The sequence below is a fragment of the Rhizobium sp. 21-4511-3d genome (genome assembly GCF_053522545.1).
Map to the genome: position 1 here is coordinate 22,994 of NZ_JBNWCF010000008.1, position 24,538 is coordinate 47,531.

24 protein-coding genes are annotated in these 24,538 nt (G+C 63.2%); 15 read left to right on the forward strand and 9 right to left on the reverse strand.

Going from position 1 to position 24,538, the window contains the following annotated elements; genetic code table 11:
• Positions 1-12 precede the first annotated feature (12 nt).
• On the reverse strand, positions 13-690 hold the full coding sequence (locus ACQZ5H_RS18105; protein ID WP_449098609.1) for an RraA family protein: 678 nt from the start codon (positions 688-690) through the stop codon (positions 13-15).
• Between the two features lie 10 nt (positions 691-700).
• Complete coding sequence (locus ACQZ5H_RS18110) at positions 701-1,810, reverse strand: zinc-dependent alcohol dehydrogenase (RefSeq protein ID WP_112540626.1); 1,110 nt, start codon at positions 1,808-1,810, stop codon at positions 701-703.
• A gap of 155 nt (positions 1,811-1,965) precedes the next feature.
• Here ACQZ5H_RS18110 and ACQZ5H_RS18115 point away from each other — a divergent pair, with 155 nt between their 5' ends.
• Positions 1,966-2,262: a hypothetical protein gene (locus ACQZ5H_RS18115; protein ID WP_449098610.1), complete on the forward strand. Its 297-nt coding sequence runs from the start codon at positions 1,966-1,968 to the stop codon at positions 2,260-2,262.
• A gap of 11 nt (positions 2,263-2,273) precedes the next feature.
• Here ACQZ5H_RS18115 and ACQZ5H_RS18120 read toward each other — a convergent pair whose 3' ends face one another.
• From ACQZ5H_RS18120 to ACQZ5H_RS18135, 4 genes are all read right to left on the reverse strand, one after another.
• Positions 2,274-3,314: an amidohydrolase family protein gene (locus tag ACQZ5H_RS18120; protein ID WP_449098611.1), complete on the reverse strand. Its 1,041-nt coding sequence runs from the start codon at positions 3,312-3,314 to the stop codon at positions 2,274-2,276.
• Positions 3,315-3,361: 47 nt separating this feature from the next.
• Positions 3,362-4,231 carry a phosphate ABC transporter substrate-binding protein gene (locus ACQZ5H_RS18125; protein WP_449098612.1) on the reverse strand — a complete coding sequence of 290 codons (870 nt, stop codon included), beginning with the start codon at positions 4,229-4,231 and terminating at the stop codon, positions 3,362-3,364.
• A gap of 116 nt (positions 4,232-4,347) precedes the next feature.
• Positions 4,348-4,887, reverse strand: coding sequence for a chromate transporter (locus ACQZ5H_RS18130; RefSeq protein ID WP_449098613.1), 540 nt, complete (start codon positions 4,885-4,887; stop codon positions 4,348-4,350).
• Positions 4,880-5,461 (reverse strand): chromate transporter, encoded by a 582-nt coding sequence (locus tag ACQZ5H_RS18135; protein WP_449098614.1) that lies wholly within the window; start codon positions 5,459-5,461, stop codon positions 4,880-4,882. The genes ACQZ5H_RS18130 and ACQZ5H_RS18135 overlap by 8 nt, the downstream gene beginning before the upstream one ends.
• A 544-nt stretch (positions 5,462-6,005) precedes the next feature.
• Here ACQZ5H_RS18135 and ACQZ5H_RS18140 point away from each other — a divergent pair.
• From ACQZ5H_RS18140 to ACQZ5H_RS18185, 10 genes are all read left to right on the forward strand, one after another.
• Positions 6,006-7,517 (forward strand): tripartite tricarboxylate transporter permease, encoded by a 1,512-nt coding sequence (locus tag ACQZ5H_RS18140; protein WP_449098615.1) that lies wholly within the window; start codon positions 6,006-6,008, stop codon positions 7,515-7,517.
• Positions 7,514-8,068, forward strand: a complete 555-nt coding sequence (locus tag ACQZ5H_RS18145) for a tripartite tricarboxylate transporter TctB family protein (RefSeq protein WP_449098616.1) — start codon at positions 7,514-7,516, stop codon at positions 8,066-8,068. Before ACQZ5H_RS18140 ends, ACQZ5H_RS18145 begins: the two co-directional genes overlap by 4 nt.
• A 62-nt stretch (positions 8,069-8,130) precedes the next feature.
• Positions 8,131-9,132, forward strand: a complete 1,002-nt coding sequence (locus ACQZ5H_RS18150; protein ID WP_449098617.1) for a Bug family tripartite tricarboxylate transporter substrate binding protein — start codon at positions 8,131-8,133, stop codon at positions 9,130-9,132.
• Positions 9,133-9,175: 43 nt separating this feature from the next.
• Entirely contained in the window at positions 9,176-10,174 is a 999-nt protein-coding gene (locus ACQZ5H_RS18155) for a Bug family tripartite tricarboxylate transporter substrate binding protein (protein WP_449098618.1), read from the forward strand.
• 74 nt (positions 10,175-10,248) lie between these two features.
• A complete protein-coding gene (locus tag ACQZ5H_RS18160) occupies positions 10,249-12,042 on the forward strand; it encodes a thiamine pyrophosphate-binding protein (RefSeq protein ID WP_449098619.1) in 1,794 nt (597 codons plus the stop codon).
• A 34-nt stretch (positions 12,043-12,076) separates the two neighbouring features.
• On the forward strand, positions 12,077-12,934 hold the full coding sequence (locus ACQZ5H_RS18165) for an NAD(P)-dependent oxidoreductase (protein WP_449098620.1): 858 nt from the start codon (positions 12,077-12,079) through the stop codon (positions 12,932-12,934).
• 118 nt (positions 12,935-13,052) lie between these two features.
• Positions 13,053-14,273 (forward strand): hypothetical protein, encoded by a 1,221-nt coding sequence (locus ACQZ5H_RS18170; protein ID WP_449098621.1) that lies wholly within the window; start codon positions 13,053-13,055, stop codon positions 14,271-14,273.
• Positions 14,274-14,339: 66 nt separating this feature from the next.
• On the forward strand, positions 14,340-15,845 hold the full coding sequence (locus tag ACQZ5H_RS18175) for an ethanolamine ammonia-lyase reactivating factor EutA (RefSeq protein WP_449098622.1): 1,506 nt from the start codon (positions 14,340-14,342) through the stop codon (positions 15,843-15,845).
• A gap of 104 nt (positions 15,846-15,949) precedes the next feature.
• Entirely contained in the window at positions 15,950-17,188 is a 1,239-nt protein-coding gene (locus ACQZ5H_RS18180; RefSeq protein ID WP_449098623.1) for a cupin domain-containing protein, read from the forward strand.
• Positions 17,189-17,190: 2 nt separating this feature from the next.
• Positions 17,191-18,693: an ethanolamine ammonia-lyase reactivating factor EutA gene (locus ACQZ5H_RS18185; protein ID WP_449098624.1), complete on the forward strand. Its 1,503-nt coding sequence runs from the start codon at positions 17,191-17,193 to the stop codon at positions 18,691-18,693.
• Positions 18,694-18,704: 11 nt separating this feature from the next.
• Here the strand turns inward: ACQZ5H_RS18185 and ACQZ5H_RS18190 are convergent, their stop codons facing one another.
• Both ACQZ5H_RS18190 and ACQZ5H_RS18195 read right to left on the reverse strand, forming a co-directional pair.
• Complete coding sequence (locus ACQZ5H_RS18190; RefSeq protein WP_413710025.1) at positions 18,705-19,685, reverse strand: flagellin N-terminal helical domain-containing protein; 981 nt, start codon at positions 19,683-19,685, stop codon at positions 18,705-18,707.
• A gap of 110 nt (positions 19,686-19,795) precedes the next feature.
• Positions 19,796-20,680, reverse strand: a complete 885-nt coding sequence (locus tag ACQZ5H_RS18195; protein WP_449098625.1) for a LysR substrate-binding domain-containing protein — start codon at positions 20,678-20,680, stop codon at positions 19,796-19,798.
• A gap of 183 nt (positions 20,681-20,863) precedes the next feature.
• Here ACQZ5H_RS18195 and ACQZ5H_RS18200 point away from each other — a divergent pair, with 183 nt between their 5' ends.
• A complete protein-coding gene (locus tag ACQZ5H_RS18200; RefSeq protein WP_449098626.1) occupies positions 20,864-21,640 on the forward strand; it encodes a class I SAM-dependent methyltransferase in 777 nt (258 codons plus the stop codon).
• A gap of 4 nt (positions 21,641-21,644) precedes the next feature.
• Here ACQZ5H_RS18200 and ACQZ5H_RS18205 read toward each other — a convergent pair whose 3' ends face one another.
• Positions 21,645-22,148 (reverse strand): TetR/AcrR family transcriptional regulator, encoded by a 504-nt coding sequence (locus tag ACQZ5H_RS18205; protein WP_112719068.1) that lies wholly within the window; start codon positions 22,146-22,148, stop codon positions 21,645-21,647.
• Between the two features lie 102 nt (positions 22,149-22,250).
• Here ACQZ5H_RS18205 and ACQZ5H_RS18210 point away from each other — a divergent pair, with 102 nt between their 5' ends.
• The 3 genes from ACQZ5H_RS18210 to ACQZ5H_RS18220 are packed head-to-tail and all read left to right on the forward strand — an operon-like array spanning position 22,251 to position 24,536.
• On the forward strand, positions 22,251-23,018 hold the full coding sequence (locus ACQZ5H_RS18210; RefSeq protein ID WP_112719069.1) for an SDR family NAD(P)-dependent oxidoreductase: 768 nt from the start codon (positions 22,251-22,253) through the stop codon (positions 23,016-23,018).
• An 11-nt stretch (positions 23,019-23,029) separates the two neighbouring features.
• The gene (locus ACQZ5H_RS18215) at positions 23,030-23,371 is read left to right on the forward strand and encodes a carboxymuconolactone decarboxylase family protein (protein ID WP_130277686.1); all 342 of its coding nucleotides are present in this window, start codon (positions 23,030-23,032) and stop codon (positions 23,369-23,371) included.
• 52 nt (positions 23,372-23,423) lie between these two features.
• Positions 23,424-24,536, forward strand: coding sequence for a flavin monoamine oxidase family protein (locus tag ACQZ5H_RS18220; protein ID WP_449098627.1), 1,113 nt, complete (start codon positions 23,424-23,426; stop codon positions 24,534-24,536).
• Positions 24,537-24,538: the final 2 nt, after the last annotated feature.

Below are 24,538 nucleotides of genomic sequence, written 5' to 3' on the forward strand. Positions count from 1 at the left end.
CCCCCGTTCTGATCAGAGACCTTCGCAGCCGAGCTTGCGAAGGCTTTCGTCGACCCAGAGCTTCGGGTCCAGTTTGCCGGCAAGCGTGTTGGCGACGGTCCGGGCTTCCGCCTCGTTCTTGGCCTTCGCTTGCGTATAGATCTCCTCCGTCGTGCCGTAGGGCACGCAGAGAAGGCCGTCGTCGTCGCCGATCATGAGATCGCCGGGATTGATGACCATGCCGCCGAAGGCGATCGGGACGTTGATCTCGCCCGGGCCGTCCTTATAGGGGCCGCGATGGGTGATGCCGGCGGCAAAGACCGGGAACGTGCCGGCCTTGATCCAGCCGTAGTCGCGCACCGCGCCGTTGATGACGACTCCGGTCACGCCGATCTGCATGGCATGCGACAGCATCATCTCGCCGACCAGTGCGTTGGTGAGGTCACCGCCGGCATCGACGACGATGACGTCGCCGGGGCCGGCCATCAGCAGCGCCTTGTGGATCATCAGATTGTCGCCGGGGCGGGTCTTCACGGTGAAGGCGGCGCCCGACATCTGGCCCGAGGCGTGCATCGGGCGAAGGCCGGGGCCGCCCGCCGTCATGCGCGACATCACATCGCTGACATTGGCGACCGGGATGGTCCGGAACTTGTCGATGGTGGCCAGATCGACCTTTTGGGTGCGCTCGGCAATTCTGAAACCGATGGTCATGAGGCTCTCCTTATTCCCAGGGCATCAGCGATGCGTGGATGACGTCGGGTACACCTTTGCCGCCGACCGACTCGATGGCAAGCGCCGCATCCTTGAGGCCGAACTTGTGGGTGGTGATCTTTTCCAGCGGGAAGCGGTTGGAGGCAATCTGCTCCAGCGCCAGCTCGCAGGCCCGGTAGCTGTGGCCGCGGGCACTCTTGATGGTGATCGCCTTGGTCGTGACCTTCTCCAGCGGGAAGTTCGGGAATTCCTTCATCTCGCCCTGGACGAGGATGGTGCCCGCCTTTCTGACCAGCGCCTCGACGCCGAGCAGGATGGGGATCGTTCCGGCACCCGCGGTACAGTCGAGCGAGATGTCGACGCCCTTGCCGCCGGTGATCTCCATGATGCGGGCGAGCGGGTCTTCCTTCTGCACGTCGATGACGTAATCGGCGCCGAGCTGCTTGGCGACTTCGAGGCGGGCGGTGTCCTTCGTCGTGCCGGTGACGATGATCAGCGAGGCACCGGCCTGCTTGCAGATGACCGTCTGCGACAGGCCCTGCTGGCCAGGCCCCTGGATCAGCACGGTCGAGTTATAGCCGACATTGCTGTCGAAGAGCGACCATTCCACGCCGTTCGCCATCGGGGTGACCAGACCGGCGAGCTCCGGCGTCACGCCCTTGGGAACGCGGTGAACGACGGCATTCCAGGGCAGATAGACATATTGTGCGAAGCCGCCCCAGAGATGCGGTGCGCGCTCGGCCGAGGTGTAGCCGTAGCGGATGCTTTCCGGGTTGTTGCGCCAGTCGGTGTTTTCGCAATGACGATACTGGCCCTGATGGCACCACTGGCACTTGCCGCACATGACATAGTGCTCGACGAAGACGAGGTCGCCTTCCTTGAAGCCCTTGCGGCGGGTGAATTCGCGGCCGGCCTTGGCGATATAGCCGATATTCTCGTGGCCCATGATGGTCGGAGCATTGTTCGGCGGCGTCTTGAAGAGCTTGACGTCGGTGCCGCAGATGCCGGCCACTTCCATCTTCAGAAGCGCTGCGTCCTCGGGGACGTCAGGCATCGGAAATTCGCGGAAATCCATGATGCTCGGTCCGGTGCGGACCGCGGCGAGAACCTTCTCAGTCATGCTTCACTCCCTTGAGGCGGGCAGGCGGCGCGCGGCGGAAGAGCCGCGCTGTCAGCCCGCAGTTTCGACAAACCATTTTGACAAGCGGCGCCGGAGCGCCCTATGTTGAGAACACGACGACGCCCGTCCGGCGTCGCAAAACCCAGCCGGAAACCATGCTGAAGACCGCCCGCCGCAACGCCGGAAAGATCGATGCCGTCCGCCGCATCAAGGACTGGACGCGCGAGCGTTTCAGCCTCGCCGACGACGTCGCGGTGATGGTTGCGGAGGTCGAATGCGGCCTGCCGGGCTGCCCGCCGATTGAGACGATCGTGACCTTCTGGACGGCGCCGGAGGTGCGGCACGCCTTCAAGGCTTTCAAGCCGGTGGCCGAGGTGACGGTCGATGACCTGCCGCCCTACTGGATGAAGAACGCAATCATCACCGAAAGCGGCGATCTTTCCTGCTGCTGAGCCTGCCGCCGTCATAGCGTCAGACCGGGGCGGCCGCGGCGCGACAGCTGCGCGTCGAGGCGCGGATAGACGTGGCGGGCATTGCCCTCGAAAATCTTGTAGCGGCTGAGTTCGTCGAGCTCTTCGAGCTTGTCGATGTAGCGCTTCGTATCGTCGTAGTGATGGCCGGTCTCCGGATCGATGCCCTTGACGGCGCCGAGCATTTCGGAGGCGAAGAGGATATTGTCGACCGGGATCACCTTCTGCATCAGCTCGATGCCAGGATAGTGATAGACGCAGGTATCGAAGAAGACGTTCTTCAGGAGATGCTCCGAGAGCAGCGGCTTCTTCATCTCCTGCGCCAGGCCACGATAGCGCCCCCAATGGAAGGGCACCGCGCCGCCGCCATGCGGGATGACGAATTTCAGGGTCGGGAAATCCTTGAAAAGATCGCCCTGCAGCAGCTGCATGAAGGCTGTCGTGTCGCCGTTGATGTAATGCGCGCCGGTGTGGTGGAAGCAGGCGTTGCAGGATGAGGAGACGTGGATCATGGCGGGCACGTCGAGATCGCAGAGCGCCTCGTAGAGCGGATACCACTGCCTGTCGGTCAGCGGCGGATCGGTCCAGTAGCCGCCGGAGGGATCGGGGTTCAGATTGACGCCGACGAAATCGAGCTCCTCAACGATGCGCTTCAGTTCGGAAATACAGTTCTTCGGCGGTGCGCCCGGATGCTGCGGCAGCTGGCCGACGGCGGCGAAATTGTCCGGCAGCAGCTTGCAGATGCGGTGGATCAGGTCGTTGGACATCGACGACCACTGTATGCTGGTCGCCTCTGTGCCGACGTGATGGGCCATGCCGGCGGCGCGCGGCGAGAAAATCGTCAGGTCGCTGCCGCGATCTTTCTGCAGCTTCAGCTGCGGGGCGACGGATTCGCGCAGCATGTCGTCGGATATGCCGAGATCAGTGCTGGTGGGGCGGCGCATGGCATCGGCAAGACCCGCCAGCTGCTTGTCGCGGAACTGGTGAAGCGCCTGCGGCTCCGTCGTATAATGTCCGTGAATATCGATGATCATGGGGCAATCCTCCTTGCGCCATTCAGGTGGGCGATGATCCGGCGTCCTCAGATGCGGACGAACAGTTCATCGACCTCGTAGCGCCGTGGCGTGATCCGCTGGTCGGCGGAGTAGTCGAAAGCAAGCTGCAGCGAGCGGCGGTTTTCCTCGAGCCCATAGGCCGGCGGCGGTGTCGCGCCATCTTCGGCGATCGAGACGCGCCGGGCTTCCTCGAAGAGTTCCATCAGTTCGCCGGCCAGCCATCTGTGTTCGGCGAGCAGCTCGTTGCGAACCGTCAGGACGTGGTTGATCGGGACGATGCCGGTGCGGGCGATCCAGGCTTCGGCAGCCTTGTCGCCATCGGGAACGACGGTGCGGATGCCGGAGGGATCGACGGTGCGCTCACCCATGATGGCCGAGAGCTCGCCGGATATCATCAGGTCGCGCAGGCCTGTGGGCTTGGTGTTGCGCACGGTGTTTTCAGGGTCGGCATATTCGCTGAGATGGGCGTCTTCCATCGTCAGCCAGGTGATGCTGTTCAGATCGACGCCGTAATCGTCCTTGACGATGCCGCGCACCCAGACGCCCGATGTCTGCGCATAGGCGCGCACGCCGACCGTCGTGCCGTTCAGGTCCTTCGGCTCGCGGATATCGGAATCGACGGGACAGACGAGATTGGCGTGGGGCAGGCGGCTCCAGAGCGGAATGGCGATGCCGGTCAGCGGCTTCGCATAGTGGTGCGCCAGGAGATGGGTGACGACGGCGAGTTCGGAAACGTCGAGCTCATCGCCGCGAACCATGGCCCTGAACCCCTTGGGCAGCGGCTCGTAGTCGCGAAAATCGAAAGCGATGCGGGACGACGAGACGCGGCCATCGGTGAGCGGCTTGACATGGGCGTGCTTCCCGAGCGCCGTGCGCAGCTGCAATCTTTCCGGCATCGAGCCCTCCCAAGCTGAATGTTCTTTTATGTGGAACGATGTTCCTATTTAAAGATAATACCGGAAATGCCTGCCGGTCAATTCCGCTGCAGGCGATTTTTCGGGAAGGGGTGTTCTCAGGCGTAGCCGCCGAGGCTCAGCAGGTAATATCCGGCAGCCGATGCGGCGAGGATCGGGTAGGGGCCGACCTTGGTGAAGAGCAGCAGGCCGATCGCGGCAGCGACCGTGCCGGCCTCGATCCAGTTCAGATGCGCCGATTGCGCCACGGTATAGCCGCCGGCGAAGATCAGCCCGGCCGCGACCGGTGCCAGACCGCGCTCGGCGGCGATAATCCAGGGCGAGGCGCGGTGCCTGTGCCAGATGCTGCCGCAGACGCAGACCAGCAGCGAGGAGGGCAGGAAGATCGCCAGCGTCGCCACCAGCGCGCCGACGAGGCCGTCCAGATGCCAGCCGATGAGAGCGAGAATCAGCGTGCCGGGGCCGGGGGCGGCGCGCGAGATGGCGTAGAAATCGGTGAAGGCGCGCGGCGTCAGCATGCCGAGCACGTCGACCGTCTGGTGCTGCAGCCCGGCGATGATCGACTGGCCGCCGCCGAAGGAGACGAGCGACAAGGGTATGCAGAGCAGCACCAGATTGAGGAGCTTGGCGTCATCCATGCTTCTTCTCCTTGACGAAGAAGGCAGCGACGATGCTGAGTGGAATGCTGACGGCGACGACGGGCACCAGCGGCCAGCGCAACACGCCGACGGTGACGAAGACGGTGACGGCAATCAGGATCGGCACCGCATGACGGCGCAGCCGCTTGCCGGTCTTGATCCCCATGGTCAGCGACGAGGCGATGCCGACGCAAGCAAGGCCGCGCAGCACGGTGTGCGCCGCCTCATAGCCGTTGATCTGCTCGTAGAAGAAACTCATGACCAGGATGACGGTGAAGGCCGGGGCGAGCATGCCGGTGAAGGCGAGCGCCGCTCCCGTCCAGCCTCTCAGCTTCAGGCCGATATAGACCGCGAGATTGACCGGATTGGCGCCGGGCAGGATCTGGGCAATGGTCAGCGTCTTCAGGAAATTGTCCTCGTCCAGCCAGCCGCGCCGCTCGACGATCTCCCGGTGGGTCCAGCCGGAGACGCCGCCGCCGAAGGACGAGGCGCCCAAGCGCAAGAACGAGATCAGCAGATCGGAGAGCGGTACCTTCTCCTGCCTGCGCAGTTGTGCTTCGACCGGCTGGTCCAATTTCGCCTCCCTGAGATCGGCCGCCGGACGATGAGTCCGCTGCAGCGTGAGCCAAGGATGCGCCGTGCCTTGCGGCGGAGTCCACGCCATTTCGGCTTAGGAAGACGTTAAGGAAAACTTATCGCGATCAGCGTTCGCGACGCGTTTCCGCAGGCGTTTGAGGCTATTAGGCGGTGACCATCGCGTCATTGCCGGGCCATCGCCCAGTCCAGCAAAAAATCGCTACACGGCGGCATGATCTGCTGTTTCAATTCGTGAAAATAAGCGAAAATTGCAGATATTCTGTATTTATATCAATGGTTTAATTTACGTTCCGCTAAACGGAACATCGTACCCCAATACGGAATGCCTCTTGCCAGCCAGCAAGAAAAGTGATGGACTACACATAAATTTTTGCTTTGGACAAAGTTTCGGCCAGGGGTCCTAATGATCCTCAGAGGCCGGGTCTTTGAGGCGCCGGGTAAGGATAAACCGCACCAAGGGGGAGTGTGCGGCGAGCAGCGGAAAGCTTCACGTTTCCGCTGACGGGAGGAGTTAAACTGCAATGATTGAGACTATGTTCGGGGCGCTGTTCAACCTCGTTAGCTCGCCCCATATCATGGGCCTGATGCTGATCGCCGTGGTCTTCGGACTGCTGGTCGGCGTCACTCCCGGTATCGGCGGCAAACTGTCGATCGCCATGGCCATCCCCTTCGTCTACGGCATGGATATGGTGGCAGGCGCTGTCTTCCTTCTCACCATGCACGCCGTCAACGGCACCAGCGGCCAGATCTCCAGCATCATGTTCGGCATCCCCGGCGACGGCGATGACGCGGCAACGACGCTGGACGGCTATCCTCTTGCCAAACAGGGGCAGGCGGCCCGCGCTCTCGGCGCCAGTATCACGGCATCGGGTGTGGGCGGCATTATCGGCGCCGTGGTCTTCGCGATCATGATCCCGATCCTCGAGCCCGTCATCCTGATGTTCAGCCCGGCGGAGTTCTTCCTGATCGCGCTGCTCGGCATCAGCTTCATCGCCTTCCTTTCGAGCGGCAGCCGCATCGTCAAGGGCCTGATCGTCGGCTTCTACGGCCTGATGCTGTCGACCGTCGGCATGGACCCGATCACCGGCACGCCACGTTATTCCGGCGACTTCCTGTTCCTCTGGGACGGCGTCAGCCTGGTCACCGCCGTGCTTGCGATGTTCGCGGTACCGGAAATGATCTCGCTCAGCACCAAGGGCGGCTCGATCTCGGCCGTGCCGATGGATACGGGCTTCTCCTATCGCCAGCTGTTGTCCGGCGTTCGCGAAGTGCCCCGCCACTGGTGGCTGGTTCTCAGAACCTCGGTCATCGGCGCCGTGATCGGCATGATCCCGGGTCTCGGCGGTTCGACCGCAGCCTGGCTCTGCTACGGCCATGCCGTCCAGAGCTCCAAGCATCCGGAGCGTTTCGGCAAGGGTGCGATCGAAGGCGTGATTGCGCCGGAGACCGCCAGCAACGGCAAAGAAGGCGGTTCGCTGCTGCCGACGCTGTTCTTCGGCATCCCCGGTTCGTCCGGCATGGCCGTCCTGCTCGGCGCCTTCCTGATCCTCGGCATCCAGCCGGGCGCGCTGATGGTCACCAAGCATCTCGACCTCGTCTGGACGCTGATCTGGGCTCTGGTCGTCGGCAACCTGATCGCCGTCTCGATGCTGCTCGTCATCTGTCGCTGGGTTGCGGTTCTGACCTTCATCAACGGCCGCATGCTGGTTCCTTTCATCCTGGTCTTCGTCACACTCGGCTGCTTCGTCAGCGACTTCCAGTGGCAGAATCTGATCGTCCTCGTGATCTTCAGTGCCATCGGCTACGGCTTCCTGCGTGCCGACTGGCCGCGTGCGCCCTTTGTCATCGGCCTGGTGCTCGGCGGCAAGGCTGAAGCCTCGCTCAATCAGGCGCTGCAGCTCTGGGGCTACAGCTTCTTCCTGCGGCCGCTGTCGCTGGTGCTGATCGCTATGATCGTCTCGCTGATGGCCTACGCCCTCTACCGTAACTTCCGCCCGGCAGCGCGCCGGCACAACGTGGAGGTCAGCCCATGACCTTGAGAACGATCAGCTTCAGCACCGCGCTGACCTTCGTGATGCTCGTCATCTTCTCGTCTATGGTGGCAATGTCCTTCGATTACCCGGCCAAGGCGCGCTTCATGCCGCTGGTCGTCGGCATACCCGGCATCGTGCTCTGTCTGGTACAGCTGGCGATCGACCTGTTCCGGTCGCCCTCGGCAAGCACGCCGGCCGCCGCATCGGTCGGCCAGTCGATCGCCGCCGCCAGCGTTCCCGAGGGTACGCAGCCGGAAGAGGAACTGCCGGAATTCGGCCCGCATACGGCCAAGCAGGAAATGGTGATGTGGAGCTACTTCGTGAGCTTCGTCGCCGGGATCGTGCTCTTCGGCTTCTATGTCAGCGTTCCCGTCATGCTGCTCACCTTCCTTCGCCGACAGGGCGAGGCAAGCTGGAAGCTGGCCATCGCCCTATCGATCGCCGCGCCGCTGGCTCTCTATCTGATGTTCGGGCGCCTGCTCGGGATCGAACTGCATCCGGGCTTCGTCACCCGCTGGGTCATCCACGCGCTGGGGATGGGGTCGGTCTGACGGTCGTCCGTTCTTTATCGCCGGGGCCGCGAGGAGGCGGCCTCCATGGGGGAGGGGAATGAATGTTTGAGAAGGCATGTTTGGCCGGGGTGGCCGGAACTCTGATGGTGGCGCTGCCGGTTCTTCCGGCCGCTGCCGAAGAGGGCAAGGATTTCTTCGACGGCAAGACGATCACCTATATCGTCGCCACCGCACCGGGCGGCGTCTACGACACCAACGGACGGCTCGTCGCGCAGTATATGCAGAAGTACCTGCCAGGCTCGACCTTCGTGGTCCAGAACATGCCGGGCGCCGGCCACCTGATCGGCACCAACTATCTCTACGGTTCCGACCCTGACGGCCTGACGCTCGGGACTTTCAATACCGGCCTGATCTACGGCCAGCTCGGCGGCGATCCGAACATCAAGTTCGATCTCACCAAGATGTCCTGGATCGGCAAGGTCGCCTCGGATCCGCGCGTCATCCTGGTGACCAAGGCTTCGGGCATCGAAAGCTTCGAGCAGCTCCGCAATCTGAAGGAGCCGATCAAGTTTGCCACCGCCGGAACCGGCAGCGCCTCGATGATCGAGGCAACGATGTTTGCCAAGGCGCTGAAGCTGCCGATCCAGGTGGTCTCCGGCTATAACGGCAATGAGGACGAGCTCGCGATGCGCCGCGGCGAAGTCCAGGGCGTCATTGGTTCGCGCTCGGAGTTCCAGTCCTTCGTCGATGAGGGAGCCGGTCGCTTCATCGCCCAGGTCGGCGGCGAGGATAGCGATGTGCCGCAGCTTTCGTCGATGATCGACGATCCGCAGGGCAAGCGCGTCGTCGATCTGATCGCGGCGCAGGCCCGCATCTCGCGGCTTTCTGCCGGACCGGCCGGTATCCCAGAAGATCGCCTGCAGGCGCTGCGCGATGCCTATGCATCGGCGACGTCCGATCCTGAATTTCTGACGCGCGCCGAGGCGCTGGAACTGCCCGTTACGCCCGAAGTCGGCGAGACGGTGGCGGCTTCCGTCGGCCGGGCGCTCGATCAGCCGCCTGAAATCGTCGAGTTCGTTCGCGAGACCATCAAGCGGGACTAACTAGCTGCTGCATACAAAACTCACTGGGAGGAGAGACATGAACATGCATTCACTTCGTATGGCGGCCCTTGGCGCCGCTGCAATGGCCGTCTTCGGCGCCGGCACTGCCGCCGCACAGGAAGGTCCGGATTTCTACAAGGGCAAGACGGTCAACTATATCGTCGCGACCGCGCCTGGCGGCGGCTATGACACCAACGGCCGTCTCGTCGCGCAGTTCATGCAGAAGCATCTGCCGGGCTCGACCTTCGTCGTCCAGAACATGCCGGGTGCGGGCCACCTGATCGGCGCCAACTTCATCTATGCGTCGGATCCCGACGGCCTGACCTTCGGTACCTTCAACACCGGCCTGATCTACGGCCAGCTCGCCGGCAATCCGGGCATCAAGTTCGATCTCGGCCAGATGTCCTGGATCGGCAAGGTATCGTCCGATCCGCGCGTCATCGTCGTGTCCAAGGACTCCGGCATCAACAGCTACGAGGACCTAGCCAATCTGAAGGAGCCGATCAAGTTCGCTTCGGCCGGTGTCGGCTCGGCTTCGACGATCGAAACAACCATGCTGGTCAAGGCGCTCGGCCTGAAGATCGAGGTTGTCTCCGGCTATAACGGCAGTGACGACCAGCTCGCCATGCGCCGCGGCGAAGTGCAGGGCATCATCGGCTCGCGCTCGACGTTCCAGCCCTTCGTCGATGCCGGCAACGGCAAGCTGATCGCGCAGATCGGCGGTTCGGAAACCGACATTCCGCAGCTCGCCTCGCTCGTCAACAATGACGATGCCAAGCGCGTCATTGCGCTCGTGGAATCGCAGAGCGATATCTCGCGTCTTTCCGCAGGTCCCTCCGGCATTCCGGAAGACCGTTTGAAGGCGCTGCGCGATGCCTATCAGGCTGCGACCTCCGATCCTGAGTTCCTCGCCAAGGCCAAGGAAATCGGCGTGCCTGTCGATCCGAAGATCGGCGACGACGTCGGCAATCTGGTCAAGGGCGCGATGAACCAGACGCCTGAAGTCATCAGCTTCCTGAAGGAATCGCTGAAGGAAGATTGATCGTCTCCATACGAAGGCGGGGCGGCTATCGGCCGCCCGCCATTTTCCACTATGGATCGGAAGGCTGGGACAGCATGGACAACAAGGTGACGAACGCCGCTCTGGATCAGGCGGCGAAGAAAGACGGCGTACCTTCGGCCTGGCAGTCCGATATTATCGCGGACCTGATCAAGCAGTACGGCTTTCCCTTCATCACGCTCAATCCGGGCGCCAGCTATCGCGGCCTGCATGACTCGCTCGTCAATCACAACGGCAACAATCCGCCGATGCTGGTATGCCAGCATGAGAAGATCGCCGTGCAGATCGCCCATGGTTACGCCAAGGCGACGGGCGAACCGCTCGCCGTCATCGTCCATAATGTCGTCGGTCTCCTGCATTCCACCATGGGCGTCTATTACGCCTATACCGACCGCGCTCCGGTCTTCCTGATCGGCGCCACCGGCCCGATGGACGAAGGCAAGCGCCGTCCGCGTGTCGACTGGGCTCACACCGCCAATGTCCAGGGCAACCAGGTGCGCGACTATGTGAAATGGGATTATCAGCCGGGTGGCATCGACGGCGTCGTCGACAGTTTCGCCCGTGCCTATTCGATCATGATGACCGAGCCGCGCGGGCCGATCTACATGTGCTATGACGCAGCCCTTCAGGAAGCGCCGCTGGAGGCGCCGATCGCGCTGCCTTCGCCGAAATCCGCCAAGGTGCCGAGCCGCATCGCGCCGGATCCGAAGGCTTTAGAAGAGGCTGCCGACAGGCTGGTGTCGGCTGAATGGCCGGTGCTGCTGCCGCAATTCGTCGGCCGCGACAAGAACGGTTACAGCGACATGGTCGGCCTTGCCGAAGCGCTCGGCGCGCCTGTCGTCGATACGCAATGGCGCCTGAATTTTCCGACTGAACACCCGCTCGACATGCGCATGAACAAGGACGTGTTCAAGCAGGCGGACCTGATCACGCTGCTCGACTGCCGCGACTGGGAACGCCCGACGCATGTCAACGACCGTATCAACCGCACGCTGAAGCCACTGTTCCCGAAGGGCTGCGACTGGCTGGATATCGGCTTTGCGGATATCGAGATTTCCAAATGGGCGACTGATTACCAGCGCTTCCCGGAGACGGCGCAGAAAGTGCTGGCAGATACGGCACTCGCCATTCCGTCGCTGACGACGCTGATCAAGGATCGCGTCAAGGATAATGGCGCGCTTGCCAAACGCATCGCCGAGCGTGCGGCCGCCGTCGGCGAGATGCACAAGGCGCAGCGCGCCAAGTGGCGCGAGGAGTCGCGCGACGGCTGGGATTCCAAGCCCGTGTCGCTCGCCCGTCTCGCCTGCGAGGTCTGGGACAAGATCCAGCATGAAGACTGGGTACTGACGACCAATGCCTTCGAGGACTGGGCGCTGAAGCTCTGGGATTTCGACAAGCCCTATCGCTGGCCGGGCAAGGCGCTCGGCACCGGCACGCAGATCGGCATGGCGACCGGCATCGCGCTCGCCCACAAGGGCACCGGCCGTCTCGTTGTCGACTGCCAGACGGATGGTGACCTGATGTTCGATGTCGGGGCTCTCTGGTTCGCCGCCAAGCACAAGGTGCCGTTCCTCTGCGTCATGCATAACAACCGCGCCTATTACAACGATTGGGAGCACCAGATCACCGTCGCCCGCCAGCGCGGGACGCCGGAGGAGCGCGCCTATATCGGCATGGATCTCTTCGATCCGGCTCCGGATTTCGCAACGCTCGCGCGCGGTCTCGGCTGGTACGCCGAAGGGCCGATCGAGGATGCGGAGGATATCGGCGCGGCACTCGAACGGGCGATCGCCAAGGTCAAGAGCGGCGTTCCCGCGCTGATCGACGTGGTGACACAGCACGAAGGATAAGCGCTTTTGGCGCAGCAGGCATGAGGAGGCAGGCATGAAGGTTGCAGTGGTCGGTACGGGAGAGATGGGGCTTGCGATGGCAGGCCACATGCTCGACGGCGGACATGAGGTTTCGGGCTTCGACGTGAGCGCCGAGCGTCTTGCTGCGGCCGCCGAGAAGGGCATCAAGGCCGCCGGCAGCCTTGGCAATCTTTCCGATGCCGAGGTCTTCATCCTTGTCGTCGCCACTGACCAGCAGGTGATCGACGTCTGCGAAACGCTGTCCGAAACTGCGGCCAGGGGATCGGTCATCGCCGTTGCCGCGACGATCAGCCCGGAGACGATGCTGCAGCTCGGCCCGAAGCTGAAGGACAGGGGCATCGGCCTCGTCGATGCGCCCGTCGTCTATGGCGCATCGGGTGCGCGTTCCGGCACGCTGCTTTCGCTCTGCGGCGGCAGCGAGGAAGATGTCGAGCGCATCCGGCCGGTGATGATGTGCTACAGCCGCGATGTCGTGCGTGTCGGCCCGCTCGGATCCGGCCAGATCGCCAAGTCGTGCAACAATCTGCTGCACTGGGTCCATTGCGTCGCCAATTACGAGACGCTGCTCATCGCCAAGCGCTACGGCATCGACGCGCAGCGGATGCGCGAGATCCTGCTGCAATGCCCGGGCACCAACGGCACGCTGGCGCGCTGGGATTCGACGCGCTTCACCTGGCAGGAAAAGGATATGGATGTGACGCTGGAGCTCGCCCAGAAGGCCGGGCTGATGCTGCCGCTCGCCGGCCAGGTCGACCAGATCATCAAGTCGCTGAAGGCCGACGACGTGAAGGGTCTGCTTTACGGCGAAGAGGCGAACTATCTCGGCAGGACAGTCAGGGCGATGTCGCCGGCCGAAGGAGGCGTTGCCTGACGTCATCGAATTGCGCCCGCGCATGCGCCCGGACCCCCTCCGCAAATGCGCCGAACCGCCGCTCCGTTAAATGACGGCTCCAGCGGCGAAACAGAAACAAGACATCGAAAGTGAGACCATGTCCGTCAGTCAGAACCCAACCGTCGCCGATCCCGTCGCAGTGAAGGATCCGGGCAATTCGAAATTCCTGGTCGATCCCTATGGTGACTGGGCGAAGGGCGAGGGGATCCCGATCCATTTCGATCTCGGCCACGATCTCCTGGCGCTCGAAACCGGCGCTTGGGACCGTTACGACGCACGCGGCTGTTTTGCCCATACGCATGGCATGGGCGACTTCATGGCGAACTATGTCATCGAAGTGCTGCCGGGCAAGAAGACGCGGCCGGTCAAGCATCTCTACGAGGCCTTCTTCTATGTGCTGTCGGGCTACGGCTCGACGACCGTCTGGTTGCCGGGTGGCGAGACGCGGACCTTCGAATGGGGTCCGAAAGCGCTGTTCGCCATCCCGCTGAACTGCCAGTACCAGTTCCACAACGGCTCCGGCCAGGAAACGGTGCGGCTCTCCTGCACCAACCATGCGCCGCTGACGATCAACCTCTACCATAATCTGAAATTCGTCTTCGAAAACGACTTCGATTTCGAGGACCGCACCGGCGGCGCCAAGCACTTCGAAGGTGAAGGCGTTCTCTACAGCTACGGCGCGGAATCGGCCCGCAAGGTGCAGAATGTCTGGGAAACCAACTTCGTCCACGACCTGACGAGCTTCAAGCTTTACGAGTTCGACGGCCGCGGCAAGGGTTCGCTCAACGTCAACTTCGTGCTCGCCGACGGCACCATGCATTCGCATGTCTCGCAGATGCCGGTCGGGCGCTACAAGAAGGCGCATCGCCATGCGGCCGGAACGCACGTTCATGCCGTCGACGGCGAGGGCTATTCGCTGATGTGGTACGAAGGGGAATCCGAGTTCAAGGAAATCCCGTGGCGCCACGGCTACATGTATACGCCGCCCTTCTGGATGTACCACCAGCACTTCAATACCTGCGATCAGCCGGCGCGCTACGTTGCCTGCTCGCTCGGCAGCCGCCGCTATCCGTTCATCTCGCTGCGCCGCAAGAGTGCGGAAGGCGGCGGGGCGACATCGGTCAAGGATGGCGGACGTCAGATCGAGTACGAGGATCAGGATCCGCGCGTCCATCGCAAGTTCCTCGAGGAGCTCGAGAAGACCGGCGTGCCCTCGGCCATGGGTGACATCTTCGACGAGGCGGCTATCATGGCGCTCGACAAGGAAAGCCTGACCGGCGTCATCAAGACCCCGATCCTTGCCGGACCGGCGAGCTGATAGTGAGGCCGGCCGGTGGCTTGCCACCGGCTTCCTCGCGCAGGACATGCACAGGGAATAGAGTAAGTGCACGATCTCGATTTTGATCATGAACATGGCGATCTCTCGGAAGACGAGCGCCGGGCGATTTCCGACTGGCTGTGGCAGCAGGAAACCGTCGAGCTTCTGACCGTCGGCATCGATATCGGCAGCTCGACCTCGCATCTGCTCTTTGCCCGCGTCGTCATGCGCCGCGAGACGGAGGAGCTCTCCAGCCGCTTCCAGGTGATCGACCGCCAGGTGGTCTGGCGTTCGCCGATCCTGCTGACACCGTTTCTGCCTGACGGCACGATCGATGCGCATGAGCTCCGGCATTTCTTCGCCCATTGCTACGAGGATGCGGGCTACAAGCGCAGCCATATCGATACCGGCGCGGTGATCCTGACCGGCGAGGCGATCAAGCGGAAGAATGCGCGGGCGATCGACGAGATCTTCGCCAGCGAATCCGGCCGCTTCGTCTGCGCTACCGCCGGCCACAAGCTGGAATGCATGCTGGCGGCCCATGGTTCGGGCGCGACGGAACTTTCGAAGAAGCGCAATGCCTGCGGGCTGCATGTCGATATCGGCGGCGGCACCACCAAGCTGGCGCTGATCAGCAAGGGCGAGATCATCGATGTCGCGGCCTTCGCCGTCGGCGGGCGGCTCGTCGCGCAGGACAAGACGGGCGCCTGGACCCGCGTCGATGAATCGGCCTCGATCGTTGCCGCCGAGCTTGGCCTTGCGACCGATCCTGAGACGCTGGCAAACCCGGAGGTGCGCCAGGCGATCGCCCGGCGGCTGGCGTCCGCCGCCGTCGACCAGATCGTCGGCGCGCCGCTCGATGCGCTCGGTGAGAAACTACAGCTGACCGAGCCGCTGGATCGCAGTTTCCGGCCTGATTACGTGACGTTCTCCGGCGGCGTCTCCGAATATATCTTCGAGTATGAAACGGCTGATCACGGCGATATCGCGCAGATGCTCGCCAAGGAAATCATCTCGCAGCTGACGCCGCGCATCGACATGCCAATCGTCGATGCCGGACAACGCATCCGCGCCACCGTCATCGGCGCCTCGCAATTCACCGTGCAGGTGAGCGGCAAGACGATGTACCGCACCGGCGACCGCGGCCTGCCGTCGCACAATATTCCGGTCGTCCATCTCGGCCATGCCGTCCCTGAGCATGTCGATGCCGAGGCGATCGCCAGGGCTTTCGCTTCGGGTGCCGAACGCCGCGACAGCGACCTCGCCGCGCCGATCGCGCTTGCCTTCACCTTTGCCGGTCTGCCCGATTATCCGCGGCTGCTCGAGCTCGCCAAGGCGATCAAGATGTTTGCCGCACCAAACGGGCATCGTGACGAGTTGCTGGTGCTGGTCATCGACGGCGATATCGGTCAGACGCTCGGCCGCATCCTCGATCGCGAGCTGAAGATCGGCCCGCAGCTGATCTCGATCGATGGCGTGCAGCTGAAGGAACTCGACTTCGTCGATCTCGGCGAATTCATCAATCCGCCGGGCGTCGTGCCTGTCGTGATCAAGTCGCTTTTGTTTTCGTAACGGACCGCCGTTCCTCCTTGATTTGAAGGGCGGGCGGATGTACGTTGAGTTTAAATTGGAACGATGTTCCGTATAAAGGAACATCTGATCGGGAGGAGAAACCCATGCATCAGGATCCCCTTGGCGGCGGCACAGGCACGCATTGGCACGAGCCGGCAGGCACGAAGAAGGCCGGCTTCGGCGAGTTCAAGAAGCAGCCGACCCCCTATGACCAGTTCATGGAAGAAGAGGGCATTCCTGTTTTCCGCGATCTCGGCATCTCCAACGTCAAGAACCTGCCGCTGAAGCCCTGGAAGCGGACCGGCGGCCGCGGCACCTATATCCAGCTTTACGGCACCGAGACCAAGTGGGGCTGTCACCTTGTCGAGGTGCCTGCGGCCGGCGAGCTCAACCCGGAAAAGCACATGTACGAGGAAATCTACCTCGTCGTGGAAGGCCGCGGCTCGACCGAGGTGTGGCTTGAGGGCGAGGGCAAGAAGCATGTGTTCGAATGGCAGGAAGGATCGATGTTTTCGATCCCGATGAATGCCTGGCACCGCATCGTCAACGCCACCAACAGCCCGGCGCTGCTGCTCGGCGGCACGACGGCGCCTGTCGTCGTCAATGCCATCCAGAATTTCGACGCCGTCTACAACAACCCCTTCGTCTTCCGCGACCGCTTCTCGGGCGCCGACGACTTCTACAAGTATCGCGAAGAGATCGAGCCGGATCCGGTGCGCGGCCTGGCGATGCGCCGCACCAACTTCCTGCCGGACGCCGTCAATTGCGACCTGCCGCTCGATAACCGCCGGTCGGTCGGCTATCGCCGCGTCGAGCCGTTCATGACCAACAACAATTTCTACTACTGGATCGGCCAGCATGAGAACGGCCGCTATTCCAAGGCGCATGCCCATACGTCCGCGGCAATCCTGATCTGCCTGAAGGGCGAGGGCTATACCTATACCTGGCCGGAAGAGTGCGGCGTCAATCCGTGGGCGAACGGTCATGCCGACCGCGTCCGCCGTCTGGACTACGGTCCCTACGGCATGGTGACGGCGGCTCCGGGTGGCGCACGCTGGTACCACCAGCATTTCAGCGTCTCCAAGGACGACTTCCGCCTGACGGCCTGGTTCGGCCCGCACAATCCGGGCCGCGATCCCGGCGCGCCCGGCGAGAAGCACATCGACTACACGGCGATCGACGTCAACGAAGGCGGCACGGCCATTCCGTACTGGATGGAAGACCCGTATATCCGCAAGGAATATGAGGCGCTTCTGAAGAAAAATGGCGTCGAGGTTCGCATGAAGCCGGAATGGTATGACAAGCCTGCCGACACGACGACGAAGAAATCGACCGTCGTCTGATCATGGCTGACGACGAAGAAGAACAGGGCGGCCGGATATTCTTTTCGAATGTCGGCCGCAGCATGGAGCTCGAGGACGAGATCGTGCTCGTCAGCGTCGGTATCGATATCGGCTCCTCGACCTCGCATCTCGCCTTTTCCCGCATCGTGCTGGAAAGGCTCGACACCCGCTACATGGTGGTCGAGCGCACGCTGCTGCACCAGTCGGACGTGCTGCTGACGCCCTATAGCGGCGACGACGAGATCGATGCCGAGGCGCTCGGCGCCTTCTTCGCCGACCAGTACAAGCAGGCGGGCATCACGCCTGAGGATATCGATACCGGCGCGCTGATCCTGACCGGCGTTGCCGTCCGGCGCAGCAATGCCCGGGCGATCGGCACGCTGTTTTCCGAGGAGACCGGCAAGTTCGTGGTGGTCAGCGCCGGGGACGGGCTGGAGACGACGCTTGCCGCCTTCGGCTCCGGCGCCGTGGCGCTTTCCGGGCGCAGCGGCGAGAGCGTGCTCAACGTCGATATCGGCGGCGGCACCTCGAAACTCGCCTTCTGCTCGGCGGGCACGATCCGGCACATCGCGGCGATCGATATCGGCGCCCGCATCGTCGCTTTCGACGAGAACCGCAGGATCACCCGCGTCGAGGAGGCCGGCCGCTATTTCGGCCGCAAGGCCGGCGTCGACGTGGCGCTCGGCGTCACGCTGAGTGAAGCCGATGCGCGCAAGCTGGCATCGGCGATGGTCGAGCAGCTGTTCGAAGCGATGCAGGGTGGCGATATCAGCAGCGAGACCGCCGGTCTCCACCGCCTGCCGCCGCTGCCATCCGTCCTGCCCGATGTCGTCACCGTCTCCGGCGGTGTCTCGGAGTTTCTTTATGCCGAAAAGCCGGAAGGTTTCAGCGATCTCGGACCGCTGCTGGCCGAGATCCTGCGTGAGCGGCTGGAGCTCTGGTCGCCGCGGCTCGAAAAGCCGGAGCAGGGCATCCGCGCCACCGTCGTCGGCGCCTCGCAATATACGGTGCAGGTCAGCGGCAGCACGATCTTCGTCCATCCGCTGCAGCTGCTGCCGGTGCGTAACATCCCGGTCATCAAGCCGGCGATCGACTTTGGCGACAAGATCGATCCGGCGGAGGTCGCGGCCCGCATCGCGGAATCCCTGTCGCGTCTCGATCTCGGCAGCGGCGAAAGCCCGGTCGCGGTCTGCTACGACTGGGACGGTTCTGCCAGCTACCGCCGCCTCGACGGCTTCTGCCGTGGCGTCATCGAGGGCTTGGCACCGGTGCTCGCCAACGGCCACCCGCTGATCCTCGTCGGCAACGGCGATGTCGGCGGCCTCGTCGGCATGCATTGCAAGCTGGAGGCCGGCATTTCCTCGCTCGTCTCGATCGATGGCATCAAGCTCGACGAGTTCGACTTCATCGATATCGGCGCCATGCTGGAGACGTCAGGCGCGGTGCCCGTCGTCATCAAGTCGCTGGTGTTCCCCGACAAGAAGCTCGGCGGCGGGCAGGGCTAGGCCGATCCGGATCAGTTCCTGAACAGGCTCAGCAGGTTCTGCGGGGCGCTGTTGGCGATGGACAGCGACTGGATCGCCAGTTGCTGCTGCGTCTGCTGCGCCGTCAGTTTCGAGGACTCGTCTTCCATATCGGCATCGACCAGCCGGCCGACGCCGCTGTCGACGGAGTCGGAGAGATCGTGGGCGAAATCCATCGACATCTCGACGCCCTTGCTGAGCGAGCCGATGGTCGAGGCCACCGCCGTCATCTGCTTGGTCATGCCTTCCACCGTCGCCAGCATGTCGTCGAGCTCGTCATCCGTCGTCGAATTGTCGATGGCGATATCGACGGCCGTTGCCGGGGCGGTGGCGCCCTTCAGCATGACGTAATTCTTGGCCGAGCCGACCTCGACTGCAAAGGCTTCGGTCGAGAGGATGCCGTATTCGCCCGAGCCGCCGTTATCGACGAAATACTGGACGTCGGTGGAAGTCCGGGGTGCTGGCGTATTGATCGGATAGGAGACCGTTCCGACCCTGACGGTGCCGTCGCTGTTGCGGATGAAATAGGCCGGAATGCTTTTGTCGGCGGAGTCGGCGCCGGTGTTCCACGAGAGCCAGTTCTGGCCGTTGAACGAGGCGGAATCGGATGTCGACTGCAGCTGCTGCTTCAGTTGCGTCAGGTCTTCGTTGATCTTCGTCTTGTCGACGCCGTCTTCGTAGGCGGCGACCAGCTTGGCCTTCACTTCCGACATCAGGTCGATCGACGAAGCGATCGCCGTGTAGGTCGTATCGAGAACCGCACCGCTGAGGCCGAGGGCGTCCTGAACCGCCGACAGAGCCTTGCTGTCGGAGCGCATCGTCGTCGCGATCGCCCAATAGGCGGCGTTATCGGAGGCCTTTTCGATGCGAAGGCCGGTGGAGACGTGCTGCTGCGTTCCTGAAAGCGAGGCGTTCACAGAGCGCAGGGATTGGAGCGCAGCAATAGCCGCGTTGTTCGTGATGATCGACGACATCCGAAACCCGTAGAAATGAATTGTGGGGGAGGGAGATGCGTCATGCACCGGAGTGCGGTTCTTATCAGTTTGTTATGCTTAACAGTTGGTTACCGCTGCAATTTCAGATTTCACACCTGGCGCTGCGGCGCCGGATTCGTCGAGACGAAGTCCTCGGCTTCGGCACGCAGCCATTCGCAGAAGATCACCGATTTGCGGTTCCGCCTGGCGCGGCGGAGCGCCACATATTCGTGGCCGCTGTCGATGAAGCCGAAGGGGGCGGCGAGCCTGTTGTCGCGGATATCGCCGGTGACATAGGGCCAGGGCGCAACACAGACGCCGAGGCCGGCGCCGGCCGCTTCCAGCATGAAATAGAAATGCTCGTATTCGACGCGCGGGCCGCCCTCGATGGCGATGCCGGAGCGGGTGAGCCAGTCGCCCCAGGCGCGAAGCCTGGTCTTGGTGTGCAGGACGGGCAGGCCGCTGACCGTGGAGGCGAGCGATGGGGCGACGACGGGGCCGGTCTGCTCCGGAAAGAGCGGGATGACATCGGCGCCGTCGGGCCAGGGGGCGGTGCCGACGCGGATCGCCACATCGAAGCCGTCGCGGGAGAAATCGACCGGGCGGGACGAAGCGGTCAGCCGCACGTCGATATCAGGATGTTCGGCCTGGAAGCGATAAAGCCGCGGGATCAGCCAGCGCATGGTGAAGGTGCCGGGGCAGGAGACGTCGAGCGCGCCGTCGGCGGTATCGGCAACCGAGCGCACCGACATGTCGATCTGGTCGAAGGCGGCGACGAGGCCGGGCAGTAGCGCCTGGCCCGCTTCCGTCAGGCGCAGCCGGTTCTTCGGTCCCTCGAAGAGCGAGACGCCGAGAACCTCCTCGAGATGCTGGATCTGGCGACTGATGGCGCTGTGGGTGACGTTCAGCTCGTCGGCCGCAAGCGTCATGCGCCCGTGGCGGCCGGCTGCTTCGAAGGCGCGAAGGGCGTTGAGGGAGGGAAGGCGTCTTGCCATGTCACACTTCCGCTATGTGCGTTTTGGGAACAAACTCTGTTCGAGCTTATCGGTTTTCAGGCTGGAGATTATGGTGTTTTCTCTGGTCGCAACATTAAGGCAAAGCCGCAAAGCGCACAACAGCTCCGAAATGCCACGGCATTCGGGGAGGGCGAAGCTTTGCCCACCAAGGGATTTGAAAGCATGAGCAACAGACATACGGATGGAAGTGCCGGCGACGCCAATTACGGCGTGATCGGCACCAACTACACACAATACCGCCAGCCGGATCCGCATATTGCCGCCTTCATCTGGAGCGCGCTCGGCGATGCCAGGACGGTGCTGAATGTCGGCGCCGGTGCTGGTTCCTACGAGCCGACGGACCGGGTGGTGACGGCGGTCGAGCCGTCGGCCTCGATGCGGGCGCAGCGCCCGGCCCATCTTCCGGTCGCGATCGATGCGGTGGCGGAAAAGCTGCCCTTCGACGACAAGAGTTTCGACGCCAGCATGACGACCTTCTCGGTCCATCAATGGTCGGATCTGAAGGCGGGTCTTGCGGAGATGCGCCGTGTCACGCGCGGGCCGGTCGCGGTGCTGAGCTGCGATCCGGACGAGCTGCATCGCTCGTGGCTGCAGGACTATGCGCCGGAGATGATTGCCGTCGAAGCCAGCCGTTACCCGTCGCTGGCGTCGATCTCAGAAGCGCTCGGCGGCACAGTCGAGATCCGGCCGGTGCCGATCCCGCTGCATTGCACCGATGGTTTCAGCGAAGGCTATTACGGCCGCCCGGAGCGGCTGCTCGATCCCGGCGCGCGCCGTGCGAATTCCGCCTGGAGCTTCGTCGATCCTTCCATCGGCGAGCGTTTCGTCGAGGAGCTCGGCCGTGATCTGAAGGATGGCAGCTGGGACAAGCGGTACGGCGCGTTGCGCACGCAGCCCTTCTTCGAGGGGTCGCTGCGGCTGATCGTTTCCATGCCCTAAAGACCTAGGCGAGTTCCTTCGTCGCGTCGTCGAAGGAGCTCGCATCGCCGAGCGCTGACGACATCAGCATGGCGCCTTCGAGGGTGGCGAGCACCTTCAGCGCTTCCTCGCGCGTCATGCCCGACGCCATCAACCTTTCGATGCCGACTTCGAAGAAGCGTTTCGCTTCCGCCGCAACCTCATCCGGCAGATCGCGCGAGGCAGCGCCCAGCGCGCCGCAGAGGCACATGCGGCCATCTTCGGCAAAGGAACGCTGGAAGACGCGGCGCCAGGCGGCGACCGTATTCAGGCCCGACGACTTTTCCGCCTCGACAGCATCGCCGAACCGGTCCGTGTAGCGATGAGCGACAGCGGCGGCCAGTGCCTCCTTGGTGGGGAAATGGTAGTGGACGCTGGCGCTCTTGATGCCGACTTCGGCGGCAATCTCGCGGAAACTGAATCCGTTATAGCCGCCCTGTCTGATCATGCGCTCTGCGGCGTCCATGATTGCCTGCACTTTTTCCGACATTGTCACCTTCTCTCTATCTATTGATAGATAGGTCTTGAAATCTGTTAAAGCAAGCGCTAAGTGGTGTTGCCTATCTACTGATAGATAGATAAGGAGATAATCATGCGCTTTGAAGGTAAAGTAGTCGCGATCACTGGCGGCGGTTCGGGAATTGGCAAGGAAGTGGCGGCCCGCTTCGTCGCCGAGGGGGCTTCGGTCGCCATCAACGGCCGCGATCTCGCCAAGCTGCAGGCTGCAGCCAAGGAAATCGATCCTTCCGGTAAGAAGGTCATCGTTTCGGCCGGTGACATCGCCAATCCGGCAACGGGCGCAGCCCTGGTCGACGCCGCCGTCAAGGCATTCGGCACGCTCGACATCCTCGTCAACAATGCCGGCGTCTTCAATCCGAAGCCGTTCCTCGACCTCACCGAAGGCGATTACGACTGGTATCTGGACACGATCCTGAAGGGCAAGTTCTTCACCGCGCAGGCTGCTGCCAAGGTGATGAAGGACAAGGGCGGCGTCATCGTTCAGACCGGCTCGATGTGGGCGATCCAGGCGATCGGCGCCACGCCGTCGGCTGCCTATTCGGCTGCCAATGCCGGCGTTCACGCCATGGTTCGCAACCTAGCGATCGAGCTTGCACCTTATAACATCCGCATCAACGCGGTTGCTCCGGCTGTCGTCGAAACTCCGGTCTATAACACCTTCCTGTCTGCAGAGCAGGTCAAGGAAGTGCTGCCGACCTTCGATGCCTTCCATCCGCTCGGCCGCAACGGCCAGCCGAAGGATGTCGCCGAGGCGATCCTCTTCCTCGCTTCCGAGCAGGCTTCGTGGATCACCGGCACGGTTCTCCCGGTTGATGGCGGCGTCACCGCCGGCCGCCAGTAAGGATGATGCAGATGATGGATTGGAACGGATATCGCGACGAACTGCTCGGCCGCGTCGGTGAACTCGGCAAGCTGACGCCGGATACGCTGCGTGGCGTGGTCTCGCTCGATCGCGCCGGCGAAAAGGCAAACCACCTCGGCCCGAAGATGCGCGAACTGATCGCGCTCGCCGTTGCCGTCACCACCCGCTGCGACGGCTGCATTGCCGTTCACGGCAAGGCGGCGATCGAGCACGGCGCGACCGAGGAAGAGATCGCCGAGGCGCTCGGCGTCGCGATCGCGCTCAATGCCGGTGCCGCTCTGACCTATTCCGCCCGGGTTCTCGACGCCGTCGCGGCCCTTCCGAACAAGTGACATCGAGGGGCCGGCCGCAATGCCGGCCCCTTTTCAACCTTCAGGAATGACAATGCAGACATCTGTTGCGATCATCGGCGGCGGCCTTGCCGGACTTCATGCCGCAAGGCTGCTTCACGCAGCCAATATCGATTTCCTGCTGTTCGAAGCCCGCGACCGGCTGGGCGGGCGGATCTTCTCCGTCGACGAGACGGGCAGCGTTTCGGCCGACGGCTTCGATCTCGGCCCTTCCTGGTTCTGGCCGCAGATGCAGCCGGCCATCGGCGCGCTTGTCGCCGAGCTCGAGCTGCCGGCCTTCGCGCAGGCGAGCGACGGCGACGTGGTGTTCGAGCGCATGTCGCGCGAGCCGGTGCAGCGTTACCAGGGCTACCGGCAGGAGCCGCAATCGATGCGGCTGACCGGCGGCACCAATGCGCTGGTGCGGGCGCTGACGGCGGAACTGCCGGAAAATTGCATCTTCCTGAGCCGCAAGGTCACTGCCGCCGCGCTTGGCGCCGATGGCGTGACGCTAACGGTTTCGAATTCTACCGGCGGGCAGGAGAGTGTTCAGGCCGGGCATGTGATCTTTGCCCTGCCGCCGCGTCTGCTCGAAGCCACCGTTTCCTTCTCGCCGCCGGTTTCGACCGCCATCGCCTCGCGCTGGCGCCAGACGGCGACCTGGATGGCGCCGCATGCGAAATTCTTCGCGCTTTACGACCGCCCATTCTGGCGCCAGGAAGGCCTGTCGGGAACGGCGCAGAGCATGGTCGGGCCGCTGGTCGAGATCCATGACGCGACGACCGCGACAGGCTCCGCCGCTCTCTTCGGCTTCCTCGGCGTCGGCGCGGATGAGCGCCAGTCTATCGGCGAAGACCTGCTGACGCATGCCTGCGTCCAGCAGCTCGGCCGCCTGTTCGGCGAAAAGGCGCTGCAGCCGCGGGCAACGCTGTTCAAGGATTGGGCTGCCGATCCGGCGACCGCCACGAAGGCCGACCGCACCGGCGGCGCCCATCCGTCGCCCGACCGCAGGCCCTGGGTGGATGGCGCCTGGCAGCCTTTCATCTCGCTTGCCGGAAGCGAAACCAGCCAGACGGATCCCGGCTATCTCTCGGGCGCGGTCGACGCGGCTGAGCGCACCGTTTCTGCAATCATCGGATCGCGGCGCGACGCCGCGAACAGGAGGTAACC

Bases quoted from the DNA above. Each gene is read 5' to 3' on its own strand.
- ACQZ5H_RS18105 (WP_449098609.1), bottom strand. From the start codon at position 690: ATGACCATCGGTTTCAGAATTGCCGAGCGCACCCAAAAGGTCGATCTG.
- ACQZ5H_RS18110 (WP_112540626.1), bottom strand. From the start codon at position 1,810: ATGACTGAGAAGGTTCTCGCCGCGGTCCGCACCGGACCGAGCATCATG.
- ACQZ5H_RS18115 (WP_449098610.1), top strand. From the start codon at position 1,966: ATGCTGAAGACCGCCCGCCGCAACGCCGGAAAGATCGATGCCGTCCGC.
- ACQZ5H_RS18120 (WP_449098611.1), bottom strand. From the start codon at position 3,314: ATGATCATCGATATTCACGGACATTATACGACGGAGCCGCAGGCGCTT.
- ACQZ5H_RS18125 (WP_449098612.1), bottom strand. From the start codon at position 4,231: ATGCCGGAAAGATTGCAGCTGCGCACGGCGCTCGGGAAGCACGCCCAT.
- ACQZ5H_RS18130 (WP_449098613.1), bottom strand. From the start codon at position 4,887: ATGGATGACGCCAAGCTCCTCAATCTGGTGCTGCTCTGCATACCCTTG.
- ACQZ5H_RS18140 (WP_449098615.1), top strand. From the start codon at position 6,006: ATGATTGAGACTATGTTCGGGGCGCTGTTCAACCTCGTTAGCTCGCCC.
- ACQZ5H_RS18145 (WP_449098616.1), top strand. From the start codon at position 7,514: ATGACCTTGAGAACGATCAGCTTCAGCACCGCGCTGACCTTCGTGATG.
- ACQZ5H_RS18150 (WP_449098617.1), top strand. From the start codon at position 8,131: ATGTTTGAGAAGGCATGTTTGGCCGGGGTGGCCGGAACTCTGATGGTG.
- ACQZ5H_RS18155 (WP_449098618.1), top strand. From the start codon at position 9,176: ATGCATTCACTTCGTATGGCGGCCCTTGGCGCCGCTGCAATGGCCGTC.
- ACQZ5H_RS18160 (WP_449098619.1), top strand. From the start codon at position 10,249: ATGGACAACAAGGTGACGAACGCCGCTCTGGATCAGGCGGCGAAGAAA.
- ACQZ5H_RS18165 (WP_449098620.1), top strand. From the start codon at position 12,077: ATGAAGGTTGCAGTGGTCGGTACGGGAGAGATGGGGCTTGCGATGGCA.
- ACQZ5H_RS18170 (WP_449098621.1), top strand. From the start codon at position 13,053: ATGTCCGTCAGTCAGAACCCAACCGTCGCCGATCCCGTCGCAGTGAAG.
- ACQZ5H_RS18180 (WP_449098623.1), top strand. From the start codon at position 15,950: ATGCATCAGGATCCCCTTGGCGGCGGCACAGGCACGCATTGGCACGAG.
- ACQZ5H_RS18185 (WP_449098624.1), top strand. From the start codon at position 17,191: ATGGCTGACGACGAAGAAGAACAGGGCGGCCGGATATTCTTTTCGAAT.
- ACQZ5H_RS18190 (WP_413710025.1), bottom strand. From the start codon at position 19,685: ATGTCGTCGATCATCACGAACAACGCGGCTATTGCTGCGCTCCAATCC.
- ACQZ5H_RS18195 (WP_449098625.1), bottom strand. From the start codon at position 20,680: ATGGCAAGACGCCTTCCCTCCCTCAACGCCCTTCGCGCCTTCGAAGCA.
- ACQZ5H_RS18200 (WP_449098626.1), top strand. From the start codon at position 20,864: ATGAGCAACAGACATACGGATGGAAGTGCCGGCGACGCCAATTACGGC.
- ACQZ5H_RS18205 (WP_112719068.1), bottom strand. From the start codon at position 22,148: ATGTCGGAAAAAGTGCAGGCAATCATGGACGCCGCAGAGCGCATGATC.
- ACQZ5H_RS18210 (WP_112719069.1), top strand. From the start codon at position 22,251: ATGCGCTTTGAAGGTAAAGTAGTCGCGATCACTGGCGGCGGTTCGGGA.
- ACQZ5H_RS18215 (WP_130277686.1), top strand. From the start codon at position 23,030: ATGATGGATTGGAACGGATATCGCGACGAACTGCTCGGCCGCGTCGGT.
- ACQZ5H_RS18220 (WP_449098627.1), top strand. From the start codon at position 23,424: ATGCAGACATCTGTTGCGATCATCGGCGGCGGCCTTGCCGGACTTCAT.